The sequence below is a fragment of the Rhodococcus sp. H-CA8f genome (assembly GCF_002501585.1).
GTDB lineage: Bacteria > Actinomycetota > Actinomycetes > Mycobacteriales > Mycobacteriaceae > Rhodococcus_F > Rhodococcus_F erythropolis.
Window position 1 is genome coordinate 3,390,011 of the sequence record NZ_CP023720.1, and the last position, 21,250, is coordinate 3,411,260.

Genomic DNA, 21,250 nt, shown 5'->3' on the forward strand with positions numbered 1-21,250 from the left:
CAGCTGGATAACGGCGCGTGAGTCCCCGCCAAATCTCGTCCGGTGGGCGTAGCGTGCAGAGTGCTCGCGGATGGATCGACGCATCGGGGTGTCGACCGTAGGGCCTTTGAGGGGGCAGGAATGGCATTCAGCGGAACCGCCTCCGGCGGTGGATCCGGCGCTACTCGCGCCGACGTCGGACATGCAGTGCTCTTCGCCGGCGCCGCCGCGCTCGGCGGTTTTCTGTTCGGATACGACACCGCTGTCATCAACGGGGCAGTCGGTGCGATCCGAGACAAGTACGACATCGGCGCCTCGGGCACCGGGCTCACGGTCTCACTGACTCTGCTCGGCGCAGCACTCGGCGCCTGGATCGCAGGCACACTCGCAGATCGCCTCGGCCGCATCCGCGTCATGCAAATAGCCGCGGTGTTGTTCATAATCGGCGCCGTCGGTTCCGCAGTTCCGTTCAGCGTCTACGACCTCACGTTCTGGCGCGTGGTCGGCGGCCTGGCCGTCGGTTTCGCATCGGTCATCGCTCCGGCGTACATCGCGGAGATCTCTCCCGCTGCGATTCGCGGCCGTCTCGGTTCGATGTACCAATTGGCGATCGTTCTCGGAATCGCTGTGTCGCAGTTGGTCAACTACGCACTCCAGGCCGCGGCCGGCGGTGATCGCAATCAGATCGCGGGCCTCGAGGCCTGGCAGTGGATGTTGATGCTCGAAGCCGTTCCCGCAGTTCTGTATCTGATCATGACGACCACGATTCCCGAGTCGCCGCGATTCCTCGTAGCGCAGGGCAAGGACGATCGCGCTCGCAAGATCATCTCCGACCTGGAAGGCGGCGATCACGACGCCGTCACCGAGCGGATGAACGAGATCCGCGACTCGCTCAGCGAGAAGCAAGCCAAAACCACGGTCCGCCAACTCTTCTCGAAGCGGCTCGGCGTCTCCCACCTGGTGTGGGTCGGCATCGCACTCGCCGCACTGCAGCAGCTGGTCGGCATCAACGTGATCTTCTACTATTCCAGCACCCTCTGGCAGGCAGTGGGATTCGGTGCCGACCGCTCCCTTCTGATCAGCGTCGTGAGCGCCTTGGTCAACATCGTCGGTACGTTTGTCGCCATCGCCGTCATCGACCGGGTCGGTCGAAAGCCGCTGTTGTTGGTCGGTTCCGCCGGTATGGCCATCTCACTGGGCACCGCGGCGTTCTGTTTCCATTCGGCAACAGTGACCAAGAACGAGATCGGCGAATCTGTGGCCACGCTGACCGGAGCCAACGCGACTATCGCACTTATCGGTGCGAACGCATTCGTGTTCTTCTTCGCTCTGTCCTGGGGCCCGGTGGTCTGGGTGTTGATCTCCGAAATGTTCCCCAATCGCGTGCGTGCTGCAGCAGTAGGAATTGCGACCGCCACCAACTGGGTCGCGAACTTCCTGGTCTCCTGGACGTTCCCGGCACTGGCCGATTGGAATCTGTCGTACACCTACGCCGGCTACGCCGTCATGGCAGCGTTGTCACTGTTCGTCGTCCTGCGATTCGTGAAGGAAACGCGAGGCAGCACACTCGAATCCGTCCAGTAGCGAGATCTCACGGTTTCACACCGAAAAGCGGTGGCCCTCGGATTGATCCGAGGGCCACCGCTTTTCGAGATTATCGTGAGACGAGCCGTCAACCTTGCGCGACTTCGCCCTGAGCCGAAGCCGACGACGCGTCTTCCTGGACGTGGACGCCGACGCTGCCCATCCCCGCCACCCAGCCGGTGATCTTGCGGGAGAGGTCCTGAGCCGTGAGTCCGAGTTCCTTGTGGATGGCTTCGCGGCTGGCGTGATCGAGGAACTGCTGAGGAACGCCCATGTCGCGGCACGACGTGTGCACTCCGGCGGCACGCATCGCGGCCGAGACCGTCGAACCGATGCCGCCGTGCAGACCGCCGTCTTCGATGGTGACCACGAGGGCGTACTTGTCCGCCATCTTCACCAGCGAATCCGCGACCGGCAGAACCCAACGCGGATCAACGACGGCAACCGAGATGCCCTGCTTGTCGAGCCGCTCGGCAATCTCGAGTGCCAATGATGCAAACGGGCCCACCGCGACGAGGAGCACGTCGCCGCGCTCACCCTCGCTGGCTTTGAGAACGTCGACCATTCCGTCGAGTCGCTTCACTGCCGGAATCGCTTCGGGTACAGCACCCTTCGGGAACCGTACGACCGTTGGACCGTCGTCGACGAGAAGCGCCTCGTCCAACTCTTCCCGCAGTGTGTCTGCATCACGCGGTGCCGCGACGCGAATCCCCGGGATGATTCCGAGCAGCGAAAGATCCCAGACGCCGTTGTGGCTGGCGCCGTCGACTCCGGTGACCCCGGCGCGGTCGAGCACGACTGTCACCGGTTGTTTGAGCAGTGCGACGTCCATCAACAACTGGTCGAAAGCCCGATTGAGGAAGGTCGAGTAGATAGCAACGACGGGGTGAAGGCCGCCAAGTGCAAGACCGGCGGCCGAGGTCATCGCATGCTGCTCGGCGATACCGACGTCGAAAATCCGATCGGGGAACTTCTCACCGAAGGCCGCGAGGCCGGTGGGCCCGGCCATCGCCGCGGTGATGGCGACAATGTCCTCACGACGCGAAGCCTGCTCGATCAATGCGGCCGAGAAGACCGACGTCCAGTCCGGCGCGGACGACTTGGTGCCGCGACCGGTGACGGGATCGATGACGCCGGTGGCATGCATCTGGTCGGCCACGTCGTTCTCGGCGTGTGCGTAACCGTTGCCCTTACGAGTGACGGCATGCACGATGACCGGTCCGCCGTAGGCCTTCGCCCGGCGCAACGCCGATTCCATGGCGGCTTCGTCGTGTCCGTCGACCGGTCCGAGGTACTTGATACCCAGATCGGTGAACATGACCTGAGGGCTGACCGCGTCCTTGAGACCCGCCTTCATTCCGTGCAGGACGGAGTACGCGGTGCGCCCCACCCAGGGCAGTCTCTTGACCAAGCGTCGGCCACTGTCGAGGGCGCGCTCGTAACTCGGCGCGGTGCGCAGTGCCGAAAGATGGTCGGCGAGGCCGCCGATGGTCGGCGCGTACGAGCGACCGTTGTCGTTGACGACGATCACCACCGAACGGTCTTTTCCGGCTGCGATGTTGTTGAGGGCTTCCCAACACATTCCGCCGGTCAGGGCGCCGTCACCGACGACGGCGACAACGTGGCGATTCTGGCCCGTGAGCGCGAAGGCCTTCGCGAGGCCGTCGGCATAGGACAACGCGGCGGAAGCGTGAGAGGACTCGACCCAGTCGTGTTCGCTCTCGGCGCGGCACGGATACCCGGACAGTCCGCCCTGCTTACGCAGAGTGTCGAACTGATCCTGACGACCGGTGAGGATCTTGTGCACATAGGCCTGATGGCCCGTGTCGAAGATGATCGCGTCCTGCGGCGAGTCGAAAATTCGGTGCAGTGCGAGGGTCAACTCCACGACGCCCAAGTTGGGCCCGAGGTGACCACCGGTCGCAGCGACCTTCAGCACGAGGAACTCACGAATCTCGTCGGCCAACTCCGTCATCTCGGCGTGGCTCAACTGACGTAGATCGTCAGGACCCTGAATGCGGGCAAGAACACCCAACGAGATCGCTCCCTCCGTGCTTCACAGCTGCACCGGTGCGCGCCGCGGCTGTCTTCGCGACAGTGCTGCCAGTCTACGGAGCGTTCCGGCGAACCGACACGCGGACTCGGCCCGAATCCGGTGTGACTTCGCGTAACAGCGAAATCCCACGGATCGCTCGTGATCGCAATCACAGACAAATGGGATCCGTCGCAATCGACTCGACAACTCTTGTTCCACAAAACGACCGCCATGTCGGCTTAAGGTCGACATATGGGAACTGTGGTCGAAGACCTGATAACGCGAGTGTTCGACGAAGTCCGATCACTCGACGAGGGCGAGTTGGCCGACTACATCCCCGAACTCGCGGCGGTCGCCCCCGATTCGTTCGGAATCTGCATCGCCACCGTCGACGGTTACGTCTACGAGATCGGCGACTCGCGAATCCCGTTCACCATTCAGTCGATCTCGAAACCCTTCACCTACGCCTTGGCTCTCGCCGATCGGGGAAGCGAGGCGGTTGCCGCGAAAATCGACGTCGAACCATCCGGCGAGCCGTTCAACGAAATCAGCCTCGACCCGCTCACCGAACGGCCACGAAACCCCATGATCAATGCCGGGGCGATCACCGCTGCATCACTGGTCGCCGGCCCGAATCCCGAGGCCCGCTTCGAGCGCATCCGCTCGGCGTACTCGAGGTACGCGGGCCGCGAACTGGCATTCAACGAGTCGGTCTACACCTCCGAGGCGCGCACCGGTCACCGCAACCGCGCGATCGGACACATGCTGCGATCCTTCGACGTCATCACCGGCAATCCCGACGAGGCCGTCGACCTGTATTTCCGTCAATGCTCGATCGACGTGACCTGCCGCGACCTGAGTCTGATGGCTGCGACGATGGCGAACAACGGTGTCAATCCGCTCACCCACGAGCGCGCGCTGGCTCCCGCGGGCGTCGAACAGGTCCTCAGCGTCATGGCTACGTGCGGAATGTACGACGGCGCCGGCAAGTGGCTGGTAGAGGTCGGATTGCCGGCCAAGAGCGGCGTCGGCGGCGGAGTCCTGGCGGTTCTGCCCGGCCAGATCGGCATCGCGGTGTACTCCCCCAGGCTCGACGTTCACGGAAACAGCGTTCGCGGAGTTGCGTCTGCCCGTGCACTGTCGAAGGAACTCGAACTGCACTTCCTCCACGTGACGCGGGCGTCACGCTCGTCGATCCGGGCCAGATACAGCGTCATCGAAGCACCGTCGCGAGTACGACGCACCCCGACCGAACAGGCTGTGCTCGACGACGTCGGCAAGCGCAGCCGGGTCTACGAACTGCACGGCGATCTCCTCTTCACCGGTGCCGAATCGGCGGTCCGCGAAATCGGCTCGGTGGACGAGGGCCTCGAAGTTGTCGTCATCGACGTCCGCCGTGTCGACGACGCCAGCGACGTCGCAGTACGCATGATCACTGCGCTGCAGGTTCAACTGGCCGAGCAGGCTTGTGCGGTGGCCGTCGTCGATCCGCAAGGACTGCTGGGACAACGAAGTTCGAGCATCGACCCCGCCAGAAGAAGTGGTCGGGTTTTTGCGGATCTCGATTCCGCCATGCAGTGGTGCGAAGACACGTTGCTTGCGGTGCATTGTGAGGCCGAACGGCAGGCGTCGACGATCTCGATCGAGGACCACCCAGTTCTCGATGCTCTGTCAGCGGCACAGATCGAGGGATTCTCGGCAGAGTTGGAGACTCGTACCTATGCCCGCGGCGAGAAGATCGCCCGCCGAGGTGAATCGGCGTCTGGCTTCTACCTGATTCTCAGTGGCCAGGTCAGCACCATGTTCACCGACGCGCACGGGGTCGAGCACCGCATCACGACGCTCTCCGCCGGAATGACGTTCGGCGAGATGACGATGTTCCTCGACACTCCGTTCCTCAACGACATCCGCGCCGATTCCACGGTCACCGTGGCCGTGCTGACTCCGGAGCGATATGCAGAACTGACCGCGCAGGCACCCGAGTTGAAACTTGCGCTGCTCGAACGACTGGCTGCGGGAGCCTACGAGCAATTGGACCTGATGTTGCGGAGTGTCATATCCGCCGGACGAATCGGATAGGAAGTACACATGCCGACCACCGCCCTCACCTCGGGGCCGTCCACTGTCACGGTGACCGGAACTGCCACTGCAACAGCTGTTCCCGACATCGTGCGGCTGACGATCGGAGTTTCGGCGACGCAGACGGCCGTTTCCGACGCATTCGACGCCGTCGCGCGTCTGTCCACTGCTCTGACCGAGACCCTGCACGCGCGCGGTGTGCGCGGAGCGGACCTCACCACCGCCGGGCTGAGCGTCCATCCGCAGACTCACTGGAGTGACGGAGGCCGCCAGGAGACAACAGGATTCACCGCATCGACAACTTTCCGAGTCGTACTGCGAGAGCTGGAGCCGGAAGCGGCGAACTCCCCCGCCGCCGTCATCGCGGCGTGTGTATCGGTGGGCGGCGACGCGATTCGGCTCGACGGGCTCGAGTTCGACCTCGACGACCGCAGCGATCTGGCGACAAAAGCACGCGAATTGGCATGGACGGCAGCCGAATCGAAAGCCAGACAGTTCGCAGACCTGGCAGACAAAGATCTGGTCGAAGTTCTCGAGGTGCTCGAGGACTTCGACCAGATCGTGCCGATGCGCGGACGTGTCGCGGCGATGAAAGCGGATTCGGCCCCGATAGCCGTCGAACGCGGAGAGATCGAAGAATCGATCTCTGTCCGCGTTCGATGGGCTATGGCGTGACAGAACTGTTCAGAAGACGCGGCCGGCGGTAGACCAGCCGGGCATGCGGATCAGCGAGTGAGGTTCTTTTCTTCGTTCTTCTCTTCGCGCTCTTCTTCGTACTTCTGCTCGGCGTCAGGAGTCGCGATGTCGATCGTGGTGCGCAGCGGACGGTTCGGGATGAAGATGACCGACACGAGCGTGACCACAGCGACGACGGCTGCGACCAGGAAGATCCGTCCTGTTGCGTCGCCGTAGGCGAACCGAACGATCTGCGAGACGAAGTCAGGCATATTGCTCAGGTCGAGGCCGTCCTGGAGGCTCTTTCCAGCTACTGCCTGCTGCTCGGGCGGCAAGGTGGAGACCGAATCGACTGTCAGTGTCTTGACGCGAGTCGCAAGAATCGAACCGAGCACCGACACGCCGATCGCGCCGCCGAACGTGCGGAAGAACGCCACGATACTGCTGGCCGCACCGATGTTCTCGACGCTGACCGTGTTCTGCACCGCGAGCACGATGTTCTGCATCAACATGCCGGTACCCAGACCGACGATGGCGATGAAGATTCCGATGGTCCAGAGGCTGGTGGCGTGGTCGATCGTCGACAGCAGCCCGAAACCGACCAGCAGCAGTACCGCGCCGGCGACGATGAAGGGCTTCCACTGACCGAACTTGGTGATCAGCTGTCCCGAGCCGACGGAGGCGACGAGCATGCCTGCGACCATCGGAATGGTGAGCAATCCGGCTTCGGTGGGATCGAATCCGCGTGCGGTCTGGAAGTACTGCGTCAGGAAGGTCGTCGCGCCGAAGAGGCCGACACCGACTGCGATCGAGGCGATGATCGCGAGAGCAGTTGTGCGCTCGGTGATGATCTTGATCGGCAGGATCGGATCCTTGACCTTGGATTCGACGAACATCGTCAGGCCGAGCAGGGCCAGACCACCGATGACGAAGAAGGCCGACTCCTTCGAGAACCAGGCGTAGTAGTCGTCCTGACCGGCAAACGAAACCCAGATCAGCAGGACGCTGACACCGGCGGTGAGCAAGGTGGCGCCCATCCAGTCGATGGAGACGTTGTCCTTCTTCACTGTCTCGACGTGCAGTGTGCGCTGAAGCAGGAACAGTGCGATGACTGCCAACGGAACACACACGTAGAAGCACCAGCGCCAGCCGGCAGTGTCCACGAGGACGCCGCCGAGGATCGGCCCACCGGACATCGAGACGGCCATTGCCGCACCCATGTATCCGGAGTAGCGACCGCGATCTCGCGGCGGGATGATCGTGCCGATGATGGCTACGACGAGAGCGGTCAGGCCGCCCATGCCGATGCCCTGGATGACACGTGCACCGAGCAGCAACGGAACATTGTGCGCCGCGCCGGCGATGACCGAGCCGATCACGAAGATGACGATCGCGGTCTGGACCAGGACCTTCTTGTTGTAAAGGTCGGCCAGTTTGCCCCAGATCGGCGTCGATGCCGCGGTGGCGAGCAGTGCCGTGGTGATGATCCAGGCGTACTGCGTCTGAGTTCCGTGCAGTTCACCGATGATCGTGGGAAGCGCTGTCGAAACGATGGTGCTGCTGAGCAGCGCGGTGAACAGCGCTGCGATGAGTCCGGTGAGTGCTTCGAGAATTTCGCGGTGAGTCATCGCGCCCGCTTCGCGAGCCGATCCGTCACCTCCGGTACTTGCCCGGGTTTCTCCTACTGTTGCTGCCATGTGCCTTATCTCCCAATACTTTCTACGCCCGTGTGCGGAACTGCCGGTGAGGCCTGCCGATTCGATGCGCCGAACGTCTCGTTGAGACGTTGCAGCGATGTCACTGCGGCCATGGCCTCTTCCTGGCTCCAGTCTTCGAGCATGTTGCGCAAACGCGCCGCACGCCGCTGCGTGGTTCTCCGTAAAACGTCGTGTCCCTCTTCCGATACTCGGATGCGGAACGCCCGCTTGTCAGCCGGATCGGGATTTCTCTCGACATACCCCGCGTCGACCAGATCCGACATTTGTCGGCTGAGCGACGACTGACTGACACATAGATCGACGGCCAATTCGTTCTGTCGGCACTCCCCACGCGCTGCCAGCATGAACAACACACTGACCAGCGCAGGCGGCAGCAGGCTGTCTGCACCGGTGGTGACCGCGGCTCGCAGCGATCTGCCGAACATGAAGATCGTGTCGACGAGCGCCTGGGCCGTCTCCGGCTGTACCGACATTGCCTACCCCTGAATTCGAGCGGCCCGAACGAGCCGTGACTTGAAAACGGAAAACTACTTGCAGAACGAAACTATACGATTAGTTGCGTAATGCAAGCAACTGTTCTGAACGCGAGAAGCGTCACACCGTTTCAGGGAAAGACTTCGGGACGCGTCAGCGTTCGAGGAGCGCGATGCACTCCATGTGGTGAGTCTGAGGGAAGGCGTCGAACGCCCGGAGGCCGCCGATTCTGAAGCCCTGCTCCAGGTAGAGACCGATATCGCGGCCGAACGACGCCGGGTCGCACCCGATGTGCACGATCCGTTCAGCGCCCGTTGCGGCGAGAGCTTCCACGACCGGACGGCCGGCTCCCGCACGTGGCGGGTCGAGCACGACGACGGCAGGCGAACGCTCCAGATCCGCGATGACGTTCTCGACGCGGGCGCTGTGGAAGCGCACCTGACCGAGATCGGAAAGAGCTGCCCGCCCGTCCGCGACTGCGCGCGCCGAAGATTCGACTGACTCCACCACGCCGGACGGCCCGACAAGGTCGGCGAGCACGGATGCGAAAACCCCGACTCCGCCGTAGAGATCCCACGCCGTGTCCGCGGTAGCGGCTCCGGCCCACTCCCCGACCACCTGTGAGTACGCGTTCGCAGCGCCGCGATGGGCCTGCCAGAAACCGGTCGCGGCCAGCGCCCATTCTCGATTGCCGACGCGCTCGATCACTGTGTCCGATCCGATGGCCACTCGGGTCTTTCGCGGGCCGCCGCTCGCCGCTCGGCGTGCCATCGCGCCGCGACGCCCCGGCGTCCGCCGTCCTGTCTTGGACACCGCGGGTGCGGCAATTTCCACGACGTGCCGCTGACCGGCAGCGTCGAGAACGACCTGCAGCTCGCTCCCTGGCACCCATTGCGCACCGCCGAGACCGTCGTACGCGCTCTGATCGATCTGGGTGCAGCGCAAGTCCGTGACGATCCGGTTGCTCCGGTACGCGTGGTATCCCGCGACCCCGTGCCCGTCCACCGCCAACCGGACTCGCGTGCGCCAACCCGTTCCGTCTCCGGTTCCAGGTAGTTCCTCTACCGCGACGTCCGATTCGACACGAGCGAGTCGCAGAAGCTGCTCACGCACGACCGAGGTCTTCATCTCACGTTGGACACTCAGATCCGCATGCGAGTAGTCGCAGCAGCCCGCCCCGCCCGGGCCGGAGATCGGGCATGTCGGATCGATGCGATGCGGAGATGCGTCGAGAACTGTGATCGCGTCGGCGCGGCAGAACGATCCGCCCTTGTCCTCCGTCACCCGGACCAGCGCCCGCTCCCCCGGCAAACCGTGACGGACGAACACGACCCGTCCCTCGTGCCGGGCGACGACGAACCCGCCGTGACCGGGGTTGCCCAGATCGACCTCGAAGGTCTGCCCGGTCCAATTCTCACTCAACGAACTACGCCTGCCATTTCGATGTTGCCGATCATTTTTCGCCGGTAATCATTTCTCGCCGGTGTCGTAACCGCGACGCGTGGCGCCTGCGGTCTTCTCGATGTCCAGCGGCTTTGCCTTTGCCGACGAACTCAGCTGCCACGGAACGCTGGTCACCATCACGCCGGGCTGGAAGAGCAGACGACTCTTCAGACGAAGCGCGCTCTGATTGTGCAGGATCTGCTCCCACCAGTGTCCGACGACGTACTCGGGAATGAAGACGGTGACGACATCACGCGGAGCATCGCGTCGTACACGCTTGACGTAATCGAGAACCGGCTTGGTGATTTCGCGGTACGGCGACTCGATCACCTTGAGCGGAACCGTCACGTCGCTCTTCTCCCACTCACGCACGAGTGCACGGGTGTCGGGCTCGTCGACGTTGACCGTGATGGCTTCGAGGGTGTCCAGTCGCGTGGCTCGCGCGTAGGCGAGAGCTCGCATCGTCGGCATGTGCAACTTCGAGACGAGCACGATCGAGTGCGTGCGGCTGGGAAGTACGCCGTCCCACTCCTGCTCCTCGAGCTCGGCTGCGACGCTGTCGTAGTGCTTGCGGATCATCTTCATCACGATGAAGATCGCGACCATCGCGACGATGGCGATCCAGGCGCCGGCAGCGAACTTGGTGATCAGAACGATGATCAGGACGGTGGCGGTCATTGCGAGACCGATCGAATTGATCACTCGCGAGCGCTGCATCCGGGCCCGCTGTGCCTTGTCGGTCTCGGACTTCAGATGCCGAGTCCAGTGCTTGATCATGCCCGTCTGGCTGAGCACGAACGAGACGAAGACGCCGACGATGTACAGCTGGATGAGCTTGGTGACCTCGGCGCCGAACACCACGACGAATGCGATCGCAGCACCGGAGAGGAAGAGGATTCCGTTGCTGAATGCCAGTCGGTCGCCGCGCGTGTGCAGCTGACGCGGTAGGTACCGGTCCTGCGCCAGGATCGATCCGAGTACCGGGAATCCGTTGAACGCGGTGTTCGCGGCCAGAACCAAGATCAGTGCCGTGACGATCGCCATGAAGAAGAATCCGATCGGGAAACCACTGAACACGGCTTCGGCGATCTGCGCGATCAAGGTCTTCTGGTGGTAACCCTCCGGCGCACCGACCAGCTGTTCCTGCGGATTGTGTGCGTAGACGATGCCGATCTTCTGAGCCAGGATGATGATGCCCATCAACAGGACGATGGCGATCGATCCGAGCAGCAGCAAGGTCGTGGCCGCGTTGCGCGATTTCGGCTTCTGGAACGCCGGTACGCCGTTACTGATGGCCTCGACGCCGGTCAATGCAGCACAGCCCGAGGAGAAGGCGCGCGCGATCAGGAACGCGAAGGCAATTCCGTACAGATGCGAATCCTCGGCGTTGAGCGTGAACGACGACGATTCCGCGTGCACGTCCTCGCCGAGGACGTAGATCCGGAAGAACCCCCACCCGAGCATCAGGAACATGCCGACGATGAATGCGTAGGTCGGAATTGCGAACGCGGTACCGGATTCACGGATACCGCGAAGGTTGACCGCGGTCAGCAACACGATCGCCGCAACCGCGAACAACACCTTGTGCTGCGCGACGAACGGCAGAGCCGAGCCGATGTTCGACGCCGCCGACGAGATCGACACGGCGACCGTCAGCACGTAGTCGACCATCAGCGCACTACCGACGGTCAGACCGGCGGTCGGGCCGAGGTTGACCGTTGCAACCTCGTAGTCGCCGCCACCGGACGGGTATGCATGGACGTTCTGGCGGTAGCTCGCCACCACCACAGCCATGACGATGGCGACGGACAATCCGATCCAGGGCGTGTACGCATACGCGGAAATACCCGCGACGGAGAGAACCAGGAAGATTTCTTCGGGGGCATACGCGACGGACGACATCGCGTCGGACGCGAAGACCGGTAGTGCAATTCGCTTGGGTAGCAGCGTGTGCCCGAGTTTGTCGCTTCGGAACGGCCGACCGAGCAGGAGCCGCTTGGTAGCGGTCGAGAGCTTAGACACGTGCAAAGCGTAAGCCGTCTCGCCCGATTCGGAGTCATCAGAGCCCCAACTTCACCTTTTGTCGTGACACCCGGCACGCAGGCGACCGTTGTACTTGCTCTTCCCGTGAGGGGCTGTACCGTTCGATTCGGCGTGCAATCGCGCCATGAGGGTCCATGAACGGAGTAGGGCGTGTATGTCGTCATCATGGGGTGCGGTCGAGTGGGTTCTTCCCTCGCCGCGTCTCTGACCAGGATCGGACATGAGGTCGCCGTCATCGACCGCGATCAGAGTGCGTTTCTGCGTCTCGATCTCGACTTCCCGGGAACCAAGGTTCTGGGAATGGGGTTCGACCGTGACGTGCTGGTCCGGGCGGGCATCGAGCGGGCCGACGCCTTCGCTGCGGTGTCCTCGGGAGACAACTCCAACATCATCGCGGCGCGAGTCGCACGCGAGACTTTCGGCGTCGAACGCGTCGTCGCGCGTATTTACGACGCCAAGCGTGCCGCTGTTTACGAGCGCCTCGGCATCCCCACCGTCGCGACCGTGCCGTGGTCGACGGATCGCTTCCTTCACACGCTGACCAAGGAAAGTCAGACCGCGAAGTGGCGCGATCCTTCGGGCACTGTTGCGATTACCGAACTTGCCCTGCACGAGGATTGGGCCGGCAAGCCGATCGCACTACTCGAGAGCGCGACCAGTTCGAGAGTCGCCTTCATCATCCGATTCGGAACCGGCGTGCTCCCCGATCGCAAGACCGTCATCCAGGCCGACGACCAGGTCTACATCGCCGCGGTATCGGGAACTGTCGCCGAAGCGATCGCACTGGCCGGCAACCCGCCGCCGAGTGACGACTGACGGAGGCCGCAGATGACTGATCCGAACGCCGCCCCTCACAACAAGCCTGCGACTGTGTTGCACTACAACGTGATTGGAAGTTCTCGATGAAGGTCGCCATCGCCGGAGCCGGCGCCGTAGGCCGCTCCATTGCGCGAGAGCTGATTCGAAGCTCACACGACGTCATGCTGATCGAGCGCAAACTCGATCACATCGAACCGGAGTCGGTGCCCGAGGCGAAGTGGGTACACGCGGACGCGTGCGAACTCAGCCGCCTCGAGGACGCGTCGATGGAGTCCTACGAGGTCGTGATCGCCGCAACCGGAGACGACAAGGCCAACCTGGTCCTCAGTCTGCTCGCGAAAACCGAGTTCGGCGTTCGCCGAGTTGTCGCCCGCGTCAATGATCCCCGCAACGAATGGCTCTTCGACGAGTCGTGGGGCGTCGACGTCGCCGTCTCGACACCGCGGATGCTCGCTTCGCTCGTCGAAGAAGCCGTCTCCGTCGGTGACCTGGTCAAACTGATGACACTGCGGCAGGGGCAGGCCAATCTCGTCGAGATCACGTTGCCCGACAACACACCTCTTGCCGGAAAAGCCGTCAAGAAGCTCGAACTTCCGCGGGACTGCGCACTGGTCACCATTCTGCGGGGTGGGCGTGTGATCGTCCCGCAGATGGACGATCCCATCGAAGGTGGAGACGAACTCCTGTTCGTCGCGGCCGTCGACGCCGAGGATCAGTTGCGCGTTGCACTCCGCCTGGAGAATTGACCGACGAACACACTGACGACGAAAGGGAATCACATGGCACAAGCACCCGAAAACACCGTAGTCACCGACAATCCAGCCCAGAGCCGGTACGAGATCCATGCAGACGGCGACCTCGCCGGCATCGAGGACTACACCACGTCCGGTGACGTCGTCTCGTTCAACCACACCGAGATCTACCCGGCCTTCGAAGGTTTCGGGCTGGCCGCGATTCTGGTCCGCCAGGCTCTGGACGACCTACGCGCCCGTGGTCTCAAGGTTCACCCGGTCTGCCCGTACGTCGTGAAGTTTCTCGACAAGCACCCCGAGTACCAGGACCTGATCAGCTGAGATCGCGGTCTTCGCGCGGCTTCGTCAGATTCACCGAGCCCACCTCTTCGGACCCTGCGTCCGTTGCGGTGGGCTCGCTGCTTTCGGGCTCCACAACCGGTTCCGGCTCGACGATGCGATCGGCCTTCCGCACAGCCCAGACCGTCACGAGCAGCACCAAACCGGTCAATGGCCAACCCATGCCGATACGCGCGACTGCGAGCCATCCGGTGTGGTCGGTGTCGTAGAGCTGTGACTGAACGAGATACCGTGCACCGAAGACCAGCGCCCACGCCGCCGTCGCGATGTCGTAGAGCCGGACGGCGGAGCTGTGCTTGCGCCACAGATTGCCGTGCCCGTTGAGATAACCCCAGATGATTCCGACGAGGGGCCAGCGCACGAGGATGGAAATCAGGAAGACCGCACCGTAGGCGAGGCTCGTGTAGATACCGAAGAGGAAATATCCTTTGGCATCGCCGGTGCGATAGGCGATGAACGCGGAAACTCCGACTCCGAGAAACCCGGAAATTGCGGGTTGGAGGGAATCCTTGCGGAAAAGGCGCCAGGCCGCGATAGCGACAGCGACGCCCAATGCGGCCCAGATTGCCGCGGTGAGGTTCCAGATGCTGTTGACCGGGACAAAAATCAGAATCGGCAAAGACGAATAGATCAGACCACTCAGCCCGCCGAGTTGGTCGATTACCGATCGCTGTTGTGTTTCAGTCACCTGTCGAGGGTGCCACAGTCACCGAGTTGCACGGTAAATGCGGGAAACGCGCCTATTCGCCGCGCAGTTCGTAGTAAGGGTTGAAGATCGCCTTGCGACCGTCACGCTCGCCCACACGACCGCGGATCAGCAGGGTCTTACCGGTCTCGATTCCCGGGATCCGGCGACGCCCGATCCAGACGAGATTGATCACCTCGGTGCCGTCGAAGAACTCGGCCTCGATGCTGGCATTTCCCGACTTGGGACACGCGTCGACGCTGCGGAGTCGGCCCACCATCGTGACTTCTTCACCGCGACGACAATCGCAGGCCTTCTGACCTCCGGAAGCCTTGTTGGACTCGGCCATCTCCTGGGCGTCCAACTGGTCGACGTCCTCGGTCAGACGCTGGGTCAGTCGACGAAAATATCCTGCGGCGGCGGGTGCCATTGCGCGCTCCTGCGAACATGTGTGACGCAAGGGTTTCGCGTCACGTGAAGGGCTGTGTGATCGCCACTGTAGACCCATTACGAGCGTGTAACCACACCGGTCAGTCCGCGTCTCGGGGGCACCGGGCAAGATCAAAAGATGCAGAACTCAGAATCGGCGACCGTTGCCGTCGTTCTCCCAGGTACAGGCTCTGACGCCCACTTCGCAGACCGCGCATTCCGGGCGCCGCTAGCGGCTCTGGGTGTGCGCATCGTCGCAATTGAACCGGACCCTCGGCGTGTCGTGGACGGCTATCTGGACGCGATGGACCGAGCCGCGGACACGCACGGCCGAATCATCGTCGGAGGCGTCTCGATCGGGGCCGCCGTGGCGCTCCAGTGGGCCGCCGAGAACCCCGATAGAACCGTGAGTGTGTTGGCAGCGCTTCCGGCCTGGATCGGGTCGGCGGACGACGCACCCGCTGCAGCGAGCGCGAGGTTCACCGCAGCACAACTGCGCTCCGAAGGATTGGAGGCGGTGATCGCAGCGATGCTCGCGTCGAGTCCGGCGTGGCTCGGAGCCGAACTCGAGCGCTCCTGGCGCTCTCAATGGCCCGATCTCCCGGCCGCGCTCGACGAGGCGGCGTCGTACCACTCGCTCAGCGAGAGCGCGTTACAGGCGGTGGGCATTCCGGTCGGCATCGCTTCGGCGGTGGACGATCCGGTTCATCCCGCGGCAGTGGCGAAGGCCTGGGCGAATGCACTCCCCCGCGGCGCAGTCGCCACGACGACGCTCGACATGATCGGGCGCGACCCCGCGGTTCTCGGGGCCACCTGCATCAAAGCGCTCGCGGCGATCGAATCCGATACCACCGCGAGCGCCTGAAAGAAACCCTGCTACTGACCCAATTGCTGCATGGCAGAACCGGATTCGCCGCTACGCGGCGGCGGGGTCGGTCGCGCTGGAGGTGCCGGCGGAGCTGACTGCTGTTGCTGCTGGGCGGCGACCTGTTGCTGCTGCGCTGTCGCCAACTGCTGCTCGTGTGCGGCCGCCAGCTGCTCGGCGAGTACCTGCGGGAGCACGACGGGCAGCGGTGTCCGCACCGGATGCGGCTCTGATCCTCGGTTGACGACGGTGTCGCGCAGGATGTCGCGTGCGATTGCCACCAAAGGGGTGTTCGCGGCGGTGGATCCGCTCGGACCCGCAACCACGCAGCGGACCATCCACCGCGGACCGTCGACGCCGATGAACCGCAGGTCCATGTTGGCCGTCACGGCAGCCAGTTCCCGGCCCCAAGGGCCGTTCTCGACGCTCACCGCAGAATTGTCGTCGCGAAGCGACTGCGCGAGCTCGGCAACGACCTCACGCCACTGACCGGGTGATTTCGGGGCGGCGTATGCAGCAACCGTGATGCGGCCATGTTCGGTGACCAGGTGCACGGCCTGCGGCGAACCGTTGGGTGCCATCTCGACCTGCAACTGTCCGCCGGTCGGCATCGGCACCAGAACGGAACCGAGATCCAGGCGCTGACCGTCACGGCCTGCCGTCGGATCATCGGAATCGATCTCCGTGATGTCGTAAGGGCCTTCCGATTCGTCGCCGAACTCGTCGCCGGCGACATCGAGATCGTCTTCGACCTCGTCGATCTCCACCGACTCGTCGTTCTCGTCACCGAAGAAGCTGGTGGGTTCCTCGTCGACGTCTGTCTTCTTCTTGCGTCCGAACATGATTCAGACTCCCTCTCCGACGACCGCGCCAGGCGCATCGGTATCGAGTATCGCGTGACCGCCGCTGGAACCGTAGCCTCCGGTTCCTCTGGTCGTGTCGTCCAGCGACTCGACTTCCTCGAAAACCGGAAGTTCGACTCGTTGAACCACGAGCTGAGCGATTCGGTCACCGCGGCGGATGTCGATGGCTGTGGCCGGATCGAGATTGATCAAGCAGACCTTGAGTTCGCCCCGGTATCCCGCGTCCACGGTTCCGGGCGCGTTCACGATCGACAGTCCCGATTTTGCGGCAAGTCCGGAACGCGGATGGATCAACCCGACGGTGCCCACCGGCAAAGCGATCGCGATCCCCGTTCCGACCAGTGTTCGGTGGCCGGGTTCGATGGTGACATCGCTGGTGGAGCACAGATCCACACCCGCATCTCCGGGATGCGCACGCTGTGGAACGGGCAGGTCTGGATCCAGTCGCTTCAAGGCGATGGAGAGATGGTCGCTCACGTGGGCCAAGACTACTCGTAGCGACGGACTATCCTTGACAGGTGCCCGAAACATCTCGACCTGACGTCGCCACCACAACGCCCCCGTCCACGACGCTGTTCTCCGAGCGCCTGTGGGTGCCGATCTGGTGGTGGATCGCCGGGCTGGCCGTAGCCGGACTCCTCGCGGCCGAGGTCCACATGGGCCGCCCGGGGCTTCTCTCGTACCTGGCGTACGTCGTGCTGCTCCCCATCCCGATCTGGGCGGCATTCTGGCTCAGCCGGATGCGCGTCGAGGTGGTGGAGACAGCAGGGGTGAAAGAACTGCACGTGGGTCGAGCCCACCTGCCGGTCGAACTGATTTCGCGGGCGGCAGCAGTGCCGGCTTCCGCAAAGAGTGCGGCGATGGGGCGCCAACTCGATCCGTCGGCGTTCGTCCAACATCGCCCATGGGTCAAGACAATGGTGTTGATCGTGCTCGACGACCCGGAGGATCCCACGCCGTACTGGCTGGTGAGCACACGTCGTCCCGCCGATCTGCTGGCTGCGCTGGATCGCTGACCAGCGCGGTCACAGCAAAGCAGTACTTCCCGACCCTTGGTCGACCCGCGAGCTGACGGGTCGACCACCGGGAAGGGAGATCAGGCAGCGCAGTCCATGCATACGAGCTGTCCGTTGGCATCACTGGCCAGGCGGCTGCGGTGATGAACCAGGAAGCAGCTCGAACACGTGAACTCGTCTGCCTGCTTCGGAACAACTCGAACCGAGAGTTCCTCGCCGGAAAGGTCGGCACCCGGCAGCTCGAAGGACTCCGCGGTGTCCGTCTCGTCGATGTCGACGACGGCTGACTGCGCTTCGTTGCGTCGCGCCTTCAGCTCCTCGAGAGAGTCCTCCGAAACCTCGTCGGACTCTGTACGCCTCGGTGCGTCGTAGTCAGTTGCCATCTCGTCTACCCCATCCTCTTCGTGTATCCCGGTCCCGTGTGCGCCGAGAATCCGGTAGATCCTTGATGCGCATGGAAACCGCCGTGGCATCCAGATCATTCCCTGTCGCTGCATAACGCTGCAGGACTGGAATTAGTGCCCGGAAGTTCCTTCCGAGAACGTGATCTGCGCCTCATTTGGTTGTCATTTCGGCGTCCGGCCGATGCCCAGTTGAACGACCTGGGCCGCCAGACAGTAGCCGACGTGAGCACGAAAGTAGTAACCGAATCGGAAATTTCCGAAAAATGACTGCGAATTGTCACCAAGGCAAGAGCAAGCTGTGACCTTTCGGCGACATTTTCAGACCGGATCCGGGTAGAAACTGGCCGCTAGTTGCCCAACTACCGTTGGGCGATCGCCAGCGGCCCGACGCGTCGAGCCGCGCTTCGGCTGTGTCGTCACACAAGCCCTCTAAGGTAGGCACCGAACGTCATGCCGGCGCCGCTCGGCCCGATGGCGAATTAGAAGTTTCGTCAAGAAAGTCGAGGGATACCGTGGTTTCTCTGATCACCGAAGGCAGCTCTACCGATGACCAGGGACGTCCGTTCCGCCGTCGGCGCGCGTGGCCGGTGATCGCCGTGTTCGCGGTACTCGCATTGATCGGCAGTGTCTTGTGGGTCCGCATCCTGAGCGCCGAGGCAGAAGTCAGTGACACCGTCGCCTGCAACCTCCCGCAGCCTTCCTCCGATCCCTCGGCAGCGGCGCCACTACCGCTGGGAACCGTCGTCGACCGTTCGAAGCTGCTCGACGTGGATCCCGCTCCCCTGGCGGCCACCAAGGTTCGTGTGTTCAACGCCAACGGCGAACACGGTCAGGCCGCCCAGGTGGCAGCGCAACTGAGCGAGTTCGGCTTCTCCAGCGCGCCGGACGTCCAGGTCGGAAACGACCCCGTCTACGTCGACCAGAACATGGAGTGCCAGGGTCAGATCCGCTTCGGAGCGAACGGCCTCGCCGCCGCCAGTTCCGTCTGGCTGGTCGCCCCCTGCGCCGAACTGGTCCAGGACGGCCGCGGCGACGACACCGTCGACCTGGCTCTCGGCACCTACAACAAGGGCGCCCTGACCCCCAACACCGACGCCACCGCGATCCTGCATGCTCTGGCCGAGCAGCCCGCAAACGCCGAAGTCGCTCCGATGGACATCGCACTGCTCAAAGCAGCGCGCACGGCGCGCTGCTGACAAACCCGGTTCGGCCTCAGCTCGGAATCGGCTGATCTGCGCCGATCGAACTGAGCATGTGCGCGAACTGCTCGGCGATCGCCGGAGCCACCGCATAGACGACATCGCCGTCGGCCGACGTGGAATTGGGCGCCGGGACGTTGATCACGGCGCCCGCTTCGGAAGCGATCAGGGAGCCCGCGGCCCAGTCCCACGGACTCAGCCCGTGCTCGAAGTGAGCGTCGACCCGGCCGGTGGCAACCATGCACAGATCCAAAGCAGCCGAACCTATGCGTCGGATGTCGCGAACCTGCGGCAGGATCTGCCCGATCAAGGTGCCCTGCACCTTTCGGCGGTCCGCTCCGTAGCCGAAACCGGTGGCCAACAGAGCCATTGACAGTTCGGTCACCTCATTGGCGTGCAGTTCGCTGACGACGCCGTCGGCCGTGGCCATGGTTGCGCCGCCGCCCCGGTGCGCGGAATACGTTGTTTCCAGCGACACGTCGACGACAGCCCCGGCCACTGAGATCCCGTCGATCTGTACGGCCACCGAAATGGCGAACGCGGGGATTCCGTAGAGAAAATTCACCGTGCCGTCGATGGGATCGACAACCCATCGAACTCCCGCGGAATCGTCCGTGTCTCCGCCACCTTCCTCACCCAAGATCGAATCTGCAGGGCGCAATTGCGCCAGAAGGTCGCGAATCACCTGTTCGGTTTCGGTATCGACCACCGTGACGGGATCGGTCGGCGTGCTCTTCGCAGCAACCGAACCACCCTCGGAGGCACCGGAACCCACCAGGCCGAATACCTCGGGCCGACGCACGCGGACGTGTTCGGCTGCGCGTTCGGCGACGGCTACGGCAACTGCCCGCAATTGTGCGGGGTCCAGAGAATCGGCGGAAAAGTCGGGCAACGTTCTTTCTGAAGGGCGCACCGGACCATCGCAACACATCTCTACCGAGGGGCACCACTCGAACGCCTGGAGTCGCACGCGCCCGAGTCCTTGTTCGGGTTAGTGTTTGCAACGGTAGATCGTGACCTCGAATTCGACACTCAGGAGCGCAGGACGATGACAACCACAGGTTTCGGGATCGACGTCGGCGGCAGCGGCGTCAAGGGCGGCACGATCGACCTGAGCACCGGGGAAATGATCGGTGACCGCATCAAGATCCTGACCCCGCAGCCGTCCACTCCCGATGCGATCGCGGGCACTGTGGCCGAGATCGTCGAGCAAGCAAAGTGGACCGGGCCGGTCGGCATCACGTTGCCCGCTGTCGTGACCGGCGGCGTCGCGCGCAGCGCCGCGAACATCGACAAGTCCTGGATCGACACCGACGCGGCCGCGCTCTTCGGCAAGGCCCTGGGCGGGCGCGAAGTCACCGTCCTCAACGACGCCGACGCCGCCGGAATTGCCGAGGACTCGTTCGGAGCGGGCAAGGACACCTCCGGCGTCGTGATCCTCTTGACCTTCGGCACCGGAATCGGATCTGCCGTGTTGCACAACGGAGTTCTGTTGCCCAACACCGAGTTCGGCCACCTCGAGGTCGACGGCAAGGAAGCCGAGCATCGAGCGGCGTCGTCGGTGAAGGAAAAAAAGGACTGGAGCTACAAGGAGTGGGCGGTCGAGGTCTCCCGAGTTCTGACCACCTTCGAGAACCTGCTGTGGCCTGATCTCTTCATCGCCGGAGGCGGAATCAGCCGCAAGCACGAGAAGTGGATTCCGCACCTGACCAACCGCACGAAGGTCGTCCCCGCCACCCTCCTCAACACCGCGGGAATCGCCGGAGCTGCGCTCGCGTCGGTCGGACTGACCAGGCCGGCCCCCGTCGCCGGATGAGAAAACCTGCACGTGAAAAGCGGAAAATCTACC

The 21,250-nt window shown here is 63.4% G+C and carries 21 protein-coding genes; 10 read left to right on the forward strand and 11 right to left on the reverse strand.

Annotated features, from left to right (window positions below; genetic code table 11):
• The first annotated feature begins 120 nt into the window (after positions 1–120).
• A complete protein-coding gene (locus tag CPI83_RS15725) occupies positions 121–1,563 on the forward strand; it encodes a sugar porter family MFS transporter (RefSeq protein WP_020907569.1) in 1,443 nt (480 codons plus the stop codon).
• An 88-nt stretch (positions 1,564–1,651) separates the two neighbouring features.
• On the opposite strand, the gene dxs is transcribed toward CPI83_RS15725, so the two are convergent.
• Positions 1,652–3,598, reverse strand: coding sequence for a 1-deoxy-D-xylulose-5-phosphate synthase (gene dxs, locus CPI83_RS15730; protein WP_097387405.1), 1,947 nt, complete (start codon positions 3,596–3,598; stop codon positions 1,652–1,654).
• 252 nt (positions 3,599–3,850) lie between these two features.
• Between dxs and glsA the strand changes: the two genes are divergently transcribed.
• Entirely contained in the window at positions 3,851–5,677 is a 1,827-nt protein-coding gene (gene glsA / locus CPI83_RS15735) for a glutaminase A (protein ID WP_019748258.1), read from the forward strand.
• Positions 5,678–5,686: 9 nt separating this feature from the next.
• Positions 5,687–6,352 (forward strand): SIMPL domain-containing protein, encoded by a 666-nt coding sequence (locus CPI83_RS15740; RefSeq protein ID WP_097387406.1) that lies wholly within the window; start codon positions 5,687–5,689, stop codon positions 6,350–6,352.
• A gap of 50 nt (positions 6,353–6,402) precedes the next feature.
• Here CPI83_RS15740 and CPI83_RS15745 read toward each other — a convergent pair whose 3' ends face one another.
• From CPI83_RS15745 to CPI83_RS15760, 4 genes are all read right to left on the reverse strand, one after another.
• Complete coding sequence (locus tag CPI83_RS15745; protein ID WP_019748256.1) at positions 6,403–8,049, reverse strand: MDR family MFS transporter; 1,647 nt, start codon at positions 8,047–8,049, stop codon at positions 6,403–6,405.
• A gap of 5 nt (positions 8,050–8,054) precedes the next feature.
• Positions 8,055–8,543: a MarR family winged helix-turn-helix transcriptional regulator gene (locus tag CPI83_RS15750; RefSeq protein WP_003942624.1), complete on the reverse strand. Its 489-nt coding sequence runs from the start codon at positions 8,541–8,543 to the stop codon at positions 8,055–8,057.
• Between the two features lie 154 nt (positions 8,544–8,697).
• Positions 8,698–9,966 (reverse strand): TRAM domain-containing protein, encoded by a 1,269-nt coding sequence (locus CPI83_RS15755; protein WP_097387407.1) that lies wholly within the window; start codon positions 9,964–9,966, stop codon positions 8,698–8,700.
• 48 nt (positions 9,967–10,014) lie between these two features.
• Positions 10,015–12,009 (reverse strand): APC family permease, encoded by a 1,995-nt coding sequence (locus CPI83_RS15760; protein WP_097387408.1) that lies wholly within the window; start codon positions 12,007–12,009, stop codon positions 10,015–10,017.
• 171 nt (positions 12,010–12,180) lie between these two features.
• Here CPI83_RS15760 and CPI83_RS15765 point away from each other — a divergent pair, with 171 nt between their 5' ends.
• The 3 genes from CPI83_RS15765 to CPI83_RS15775 all read left to right on the forward strand — a co-directional run bounded on the left by CPI83_RS15765 (position 12,181) and on the right by CPI83_RS15775 (position 13,922).
• The gene (locus tag CPI83_RS15765; RefSeq protein ID WP_019748254.1) at positions 12,181–12,846 is read left to right on the forward strand and encodes a TrkA family potassium uptake protein; all 666 of its coding nucleotides are present in this window, start codon (positions 12,181–12,183) and stop codon (positions 12,844–12,846) included.
• Positions 12,847–12,932: 86 nt separating this feature from the next.
• Positions 12,933–13,595 (forward strand): TrkA family potassium uptake protein, encoded by a 663-nt coding sequence (locus CPI83_RS15770; protein WP_003942632.1) that lies wholly within the window; start codon positions 12,933–12,935, stop codon positions 13,593–13,595.
• A gap of 33 nt (positions 13,596–13,628) precedes the next feature.
• Positions 13,629–13,922 carry a GNAT family N-acetyltransferase gene (locus CPI83_RS15775; RefSeq protein ID WP_019748253.1) on the forward strand — a complete coding sequence of 98 codons (294 nt, stop codon included), beginning with the start codon at positions 13,629–13,631 and terminating at the stop codon, positions 13,920–13,922.
• On the opposite strand, the gene CPI83_RS15780 is transcribed toward CPI83_RS15775, so the two are convergent.
• Positions 13,915–14,628, reverse strand: a complete 714-nt coding sequence (locus CPI83_RS15780) for a DUF3159 domain-containing protein (RefSeq protein ID WP_019748252.1) — start codon at positions 14,626–14,628, stop codon at positions 13,915–13,917. The two genes, CPI83_RS15775 and CPI83_RS15780, sit on opposite strands and share 8 nt — an antisense overlap.
• Positions 14,629–14,680: 52 nt before the next feature.
• Positions 14,681–15,055, reverse strand: a complete 375-nt coding sequence (locus tag CPI83_RS15785) for an OB-fold nucleic acid binding domain-containing protein (RefSeq protein WP_003942613.1) — start codon at positions 15,053–15,055, stop codon at positions 14,681–14,683.
• 138 nt (positions 15,056–15,193) lie between these two features.
• On the opposite strand from CPI83_RS15785, the gene CPI83_RS15790 reads away from it, so the two are divergent.
• Complete coding sequence (locus CPI83_RS15790; protein ID WP_097387409.1) at positions 15,194–15,919, forward strand: alpha/beta hydrolase; 726 nt, start codon at positions 15,194–15,196, stop codon at positions 15,917–15,919.
• 11 nt (positions 15,920–15,930) lie between these two features.
• Here the strand turns inward: CPI83_RS15790 and CPI83_RS15795 are convergent, their stop codons facing one another.
• Positions 15,931–16,761, reverse strand: coding sequence for a DUF3710 domain-containing protein (locus CPI83_RS15795; RefSeq protein WP_097387410.1), 831 nt, complete (start codon positions 16,759–16,761; stop codon positions 15,931–15,933).
• Between the two features lie 3 nt (positions 16,762–16,764).
• Complete coding sequence (gene dut / locus CPI83_RS15800) at positions 16,765–17,259, reverse strand: dUTP diphosphatase (RefSeq protein WP_003942635.1); 495 nt, start codon at positions 17,257–17,259, stop codon at positions 16,765–16,767.
• 41 nt (positions 17,260–17,300) lie between these two features.
• Here dut and CPI83_RS15805 point away from each other — a divergent pair, with 41 nt between their 5' ends.
• Entirely contained in the window at positions 17,301–17,798 is a 498-nt protein-coding gene (locus tag CPI83_RS15805) for a DUF3093 domain-containing protein (protein ID WP_019748248.1), read from the forward strand.
• Positions 17,799–17,878: 80 nt separating this feature from the next.
• Here the strand turns inward: CPI83_RS15805 and CPI83_RS15810 are convergent, their stop codons facing one another.
• A complete protein-coding gene (locus tag CPI83_RS15810; RefSeq protein WP_003942593.1) occupies positions 17,879–18,181 on the reverse strand; it encodes a DUF4193 domain-containing protein in 303 nt (100 codons plus the stop codon).
• A 533-nt stretch (positions 18,182–18,714) separates the two neighbouring features.
• Here CPI83_RS15810 and cei point away from each other — a divergent pair.
• Positions 18,715–19,398 carry an envelope integrity protein Cei gene (gene cei / locus CPI83_RS15815; protein WP_003942618.1) on the forward strand — a complete coding sequence of 228 codons (684 nt, stop codon included), beginning with the start codon at positions 18,715–18,717 and terminating at the stop codon, positions 19,396–19,398.
• Between the two features lie 16 nt (positions 19,399–19,414).
• Here cei and CPI83_RS15820 read toward each other — a convergent pair whose 3' ends face one another.
• Positions 19,415–20,293: an inositol monophosphatase family protein gene (locus tag CPI83_RS15820; RefSeq protein ID WP_021344118.1), complete on the reverse strand. Its 879-nt coding sequence runs from the start codon at positions 20,291–20,293 to the stop codon at positions 19,415–19,417.
• A 156-nt stretch (positions 20,294–20,449) separates the two neighbouring features.
• Here CPI83_RS15820 and CPI83_RS15825 point away from each other — a divergent pair, with 156 nt between their 5' ends.
• Positions 20,450–21,217: an ROK family protein gene (locus tag CPI83_RS15825; RefSeq protein WP_007732834.1), complete on the forward strand. Its 768-nt coding sequence runs from the start codon at positions 20,450–20,452 to the stop codon at positions 21,215–21,217.
• Positions 21,218–21,250 lie beyond the last annotated feature (33 nt).

Coding starts and splice junctions, on each gene's coding strand:
- CPI83_RS15725 (WP_020907569.1), top strand. CDS start 121: ATGGCATTCAGCGGAACCGCCTCCGGCGGTGGATCCGGCGCTACTCGC.
- glsA (WP_019748258.1), top strand. CDS start 3,851: ATGGGAACTGTGGTCGAAGACCTGATAACGCGAGTGTTCGACGAAGTC.
- CPI83_RS15740 (WP_097387406.1), top strand. CDS start 5,687: ATGCCGACCACCGCCCTCACCTCGGGGCCGTCCACTGTCACGGTGACC.
- CPI83_RS15745 (WP_019748256.1), bottom strand. CDS start 8,049: ATGGCAGCAACAGTAGGAGAAACCCGGGCAAGTACCGGAGGTGACGGA.
- CPI83_RS15750 (WP_003942624.1), bottom strand. CDS start 8,543: ATGTCGGTACAGCCGGAGACGGCCCAGGCGCTCGTCGACACGATCTTC.
- CPI83_RS15770 (WP_003942632.1), top strand. CDS start 12,933: ATGAAGGTCGCCATCGCCGGAGCCGGCGCCGTAGGCCGCTCCATTGCG.
- CPI83_RS15775 (WP_019748253.1), top strand. CDS start 13,629: ATGGCACAAGCACCCGAAAACACCGTAGTCACCGACAATCCAGCCCAG.
- CPI83_RS15785 (WP_003942613.1), bottom strand. CDS start 15,055: ATGGCACCCGCCGCCGCAGGATATTTTCGTCGACTGACCCAGCGTCTG.
- CPI83_RS15790 (WP_097387409.1), top strand. CDS start 15,194: ATGCAGAACTCAGAATCGGCGACCGTTGCCGTCGTTCTCCCAGGTACA.
- CPI83_RS15795 (WP_097387410.1), bottom strand. CDS start 16,761: ATGTTCGGACGCAAGAAGAAGACAGACGTCGACGAGGAACCCACCAGC.
- CPI83_RS15810 (WP_003942593.1), bottom strand. CDS start 18,181: ATGGCAACTGACTACGACGCACCGAGGCGTACAGAGTCCGACGAGGTT.
- CPI83_RS15825 (WP_007732834.1), top strand. CDS start 20,450: ATGACAACCACAGGTTTCGGGATCGACGTCGGCGGCAGCGGCGTCAAG.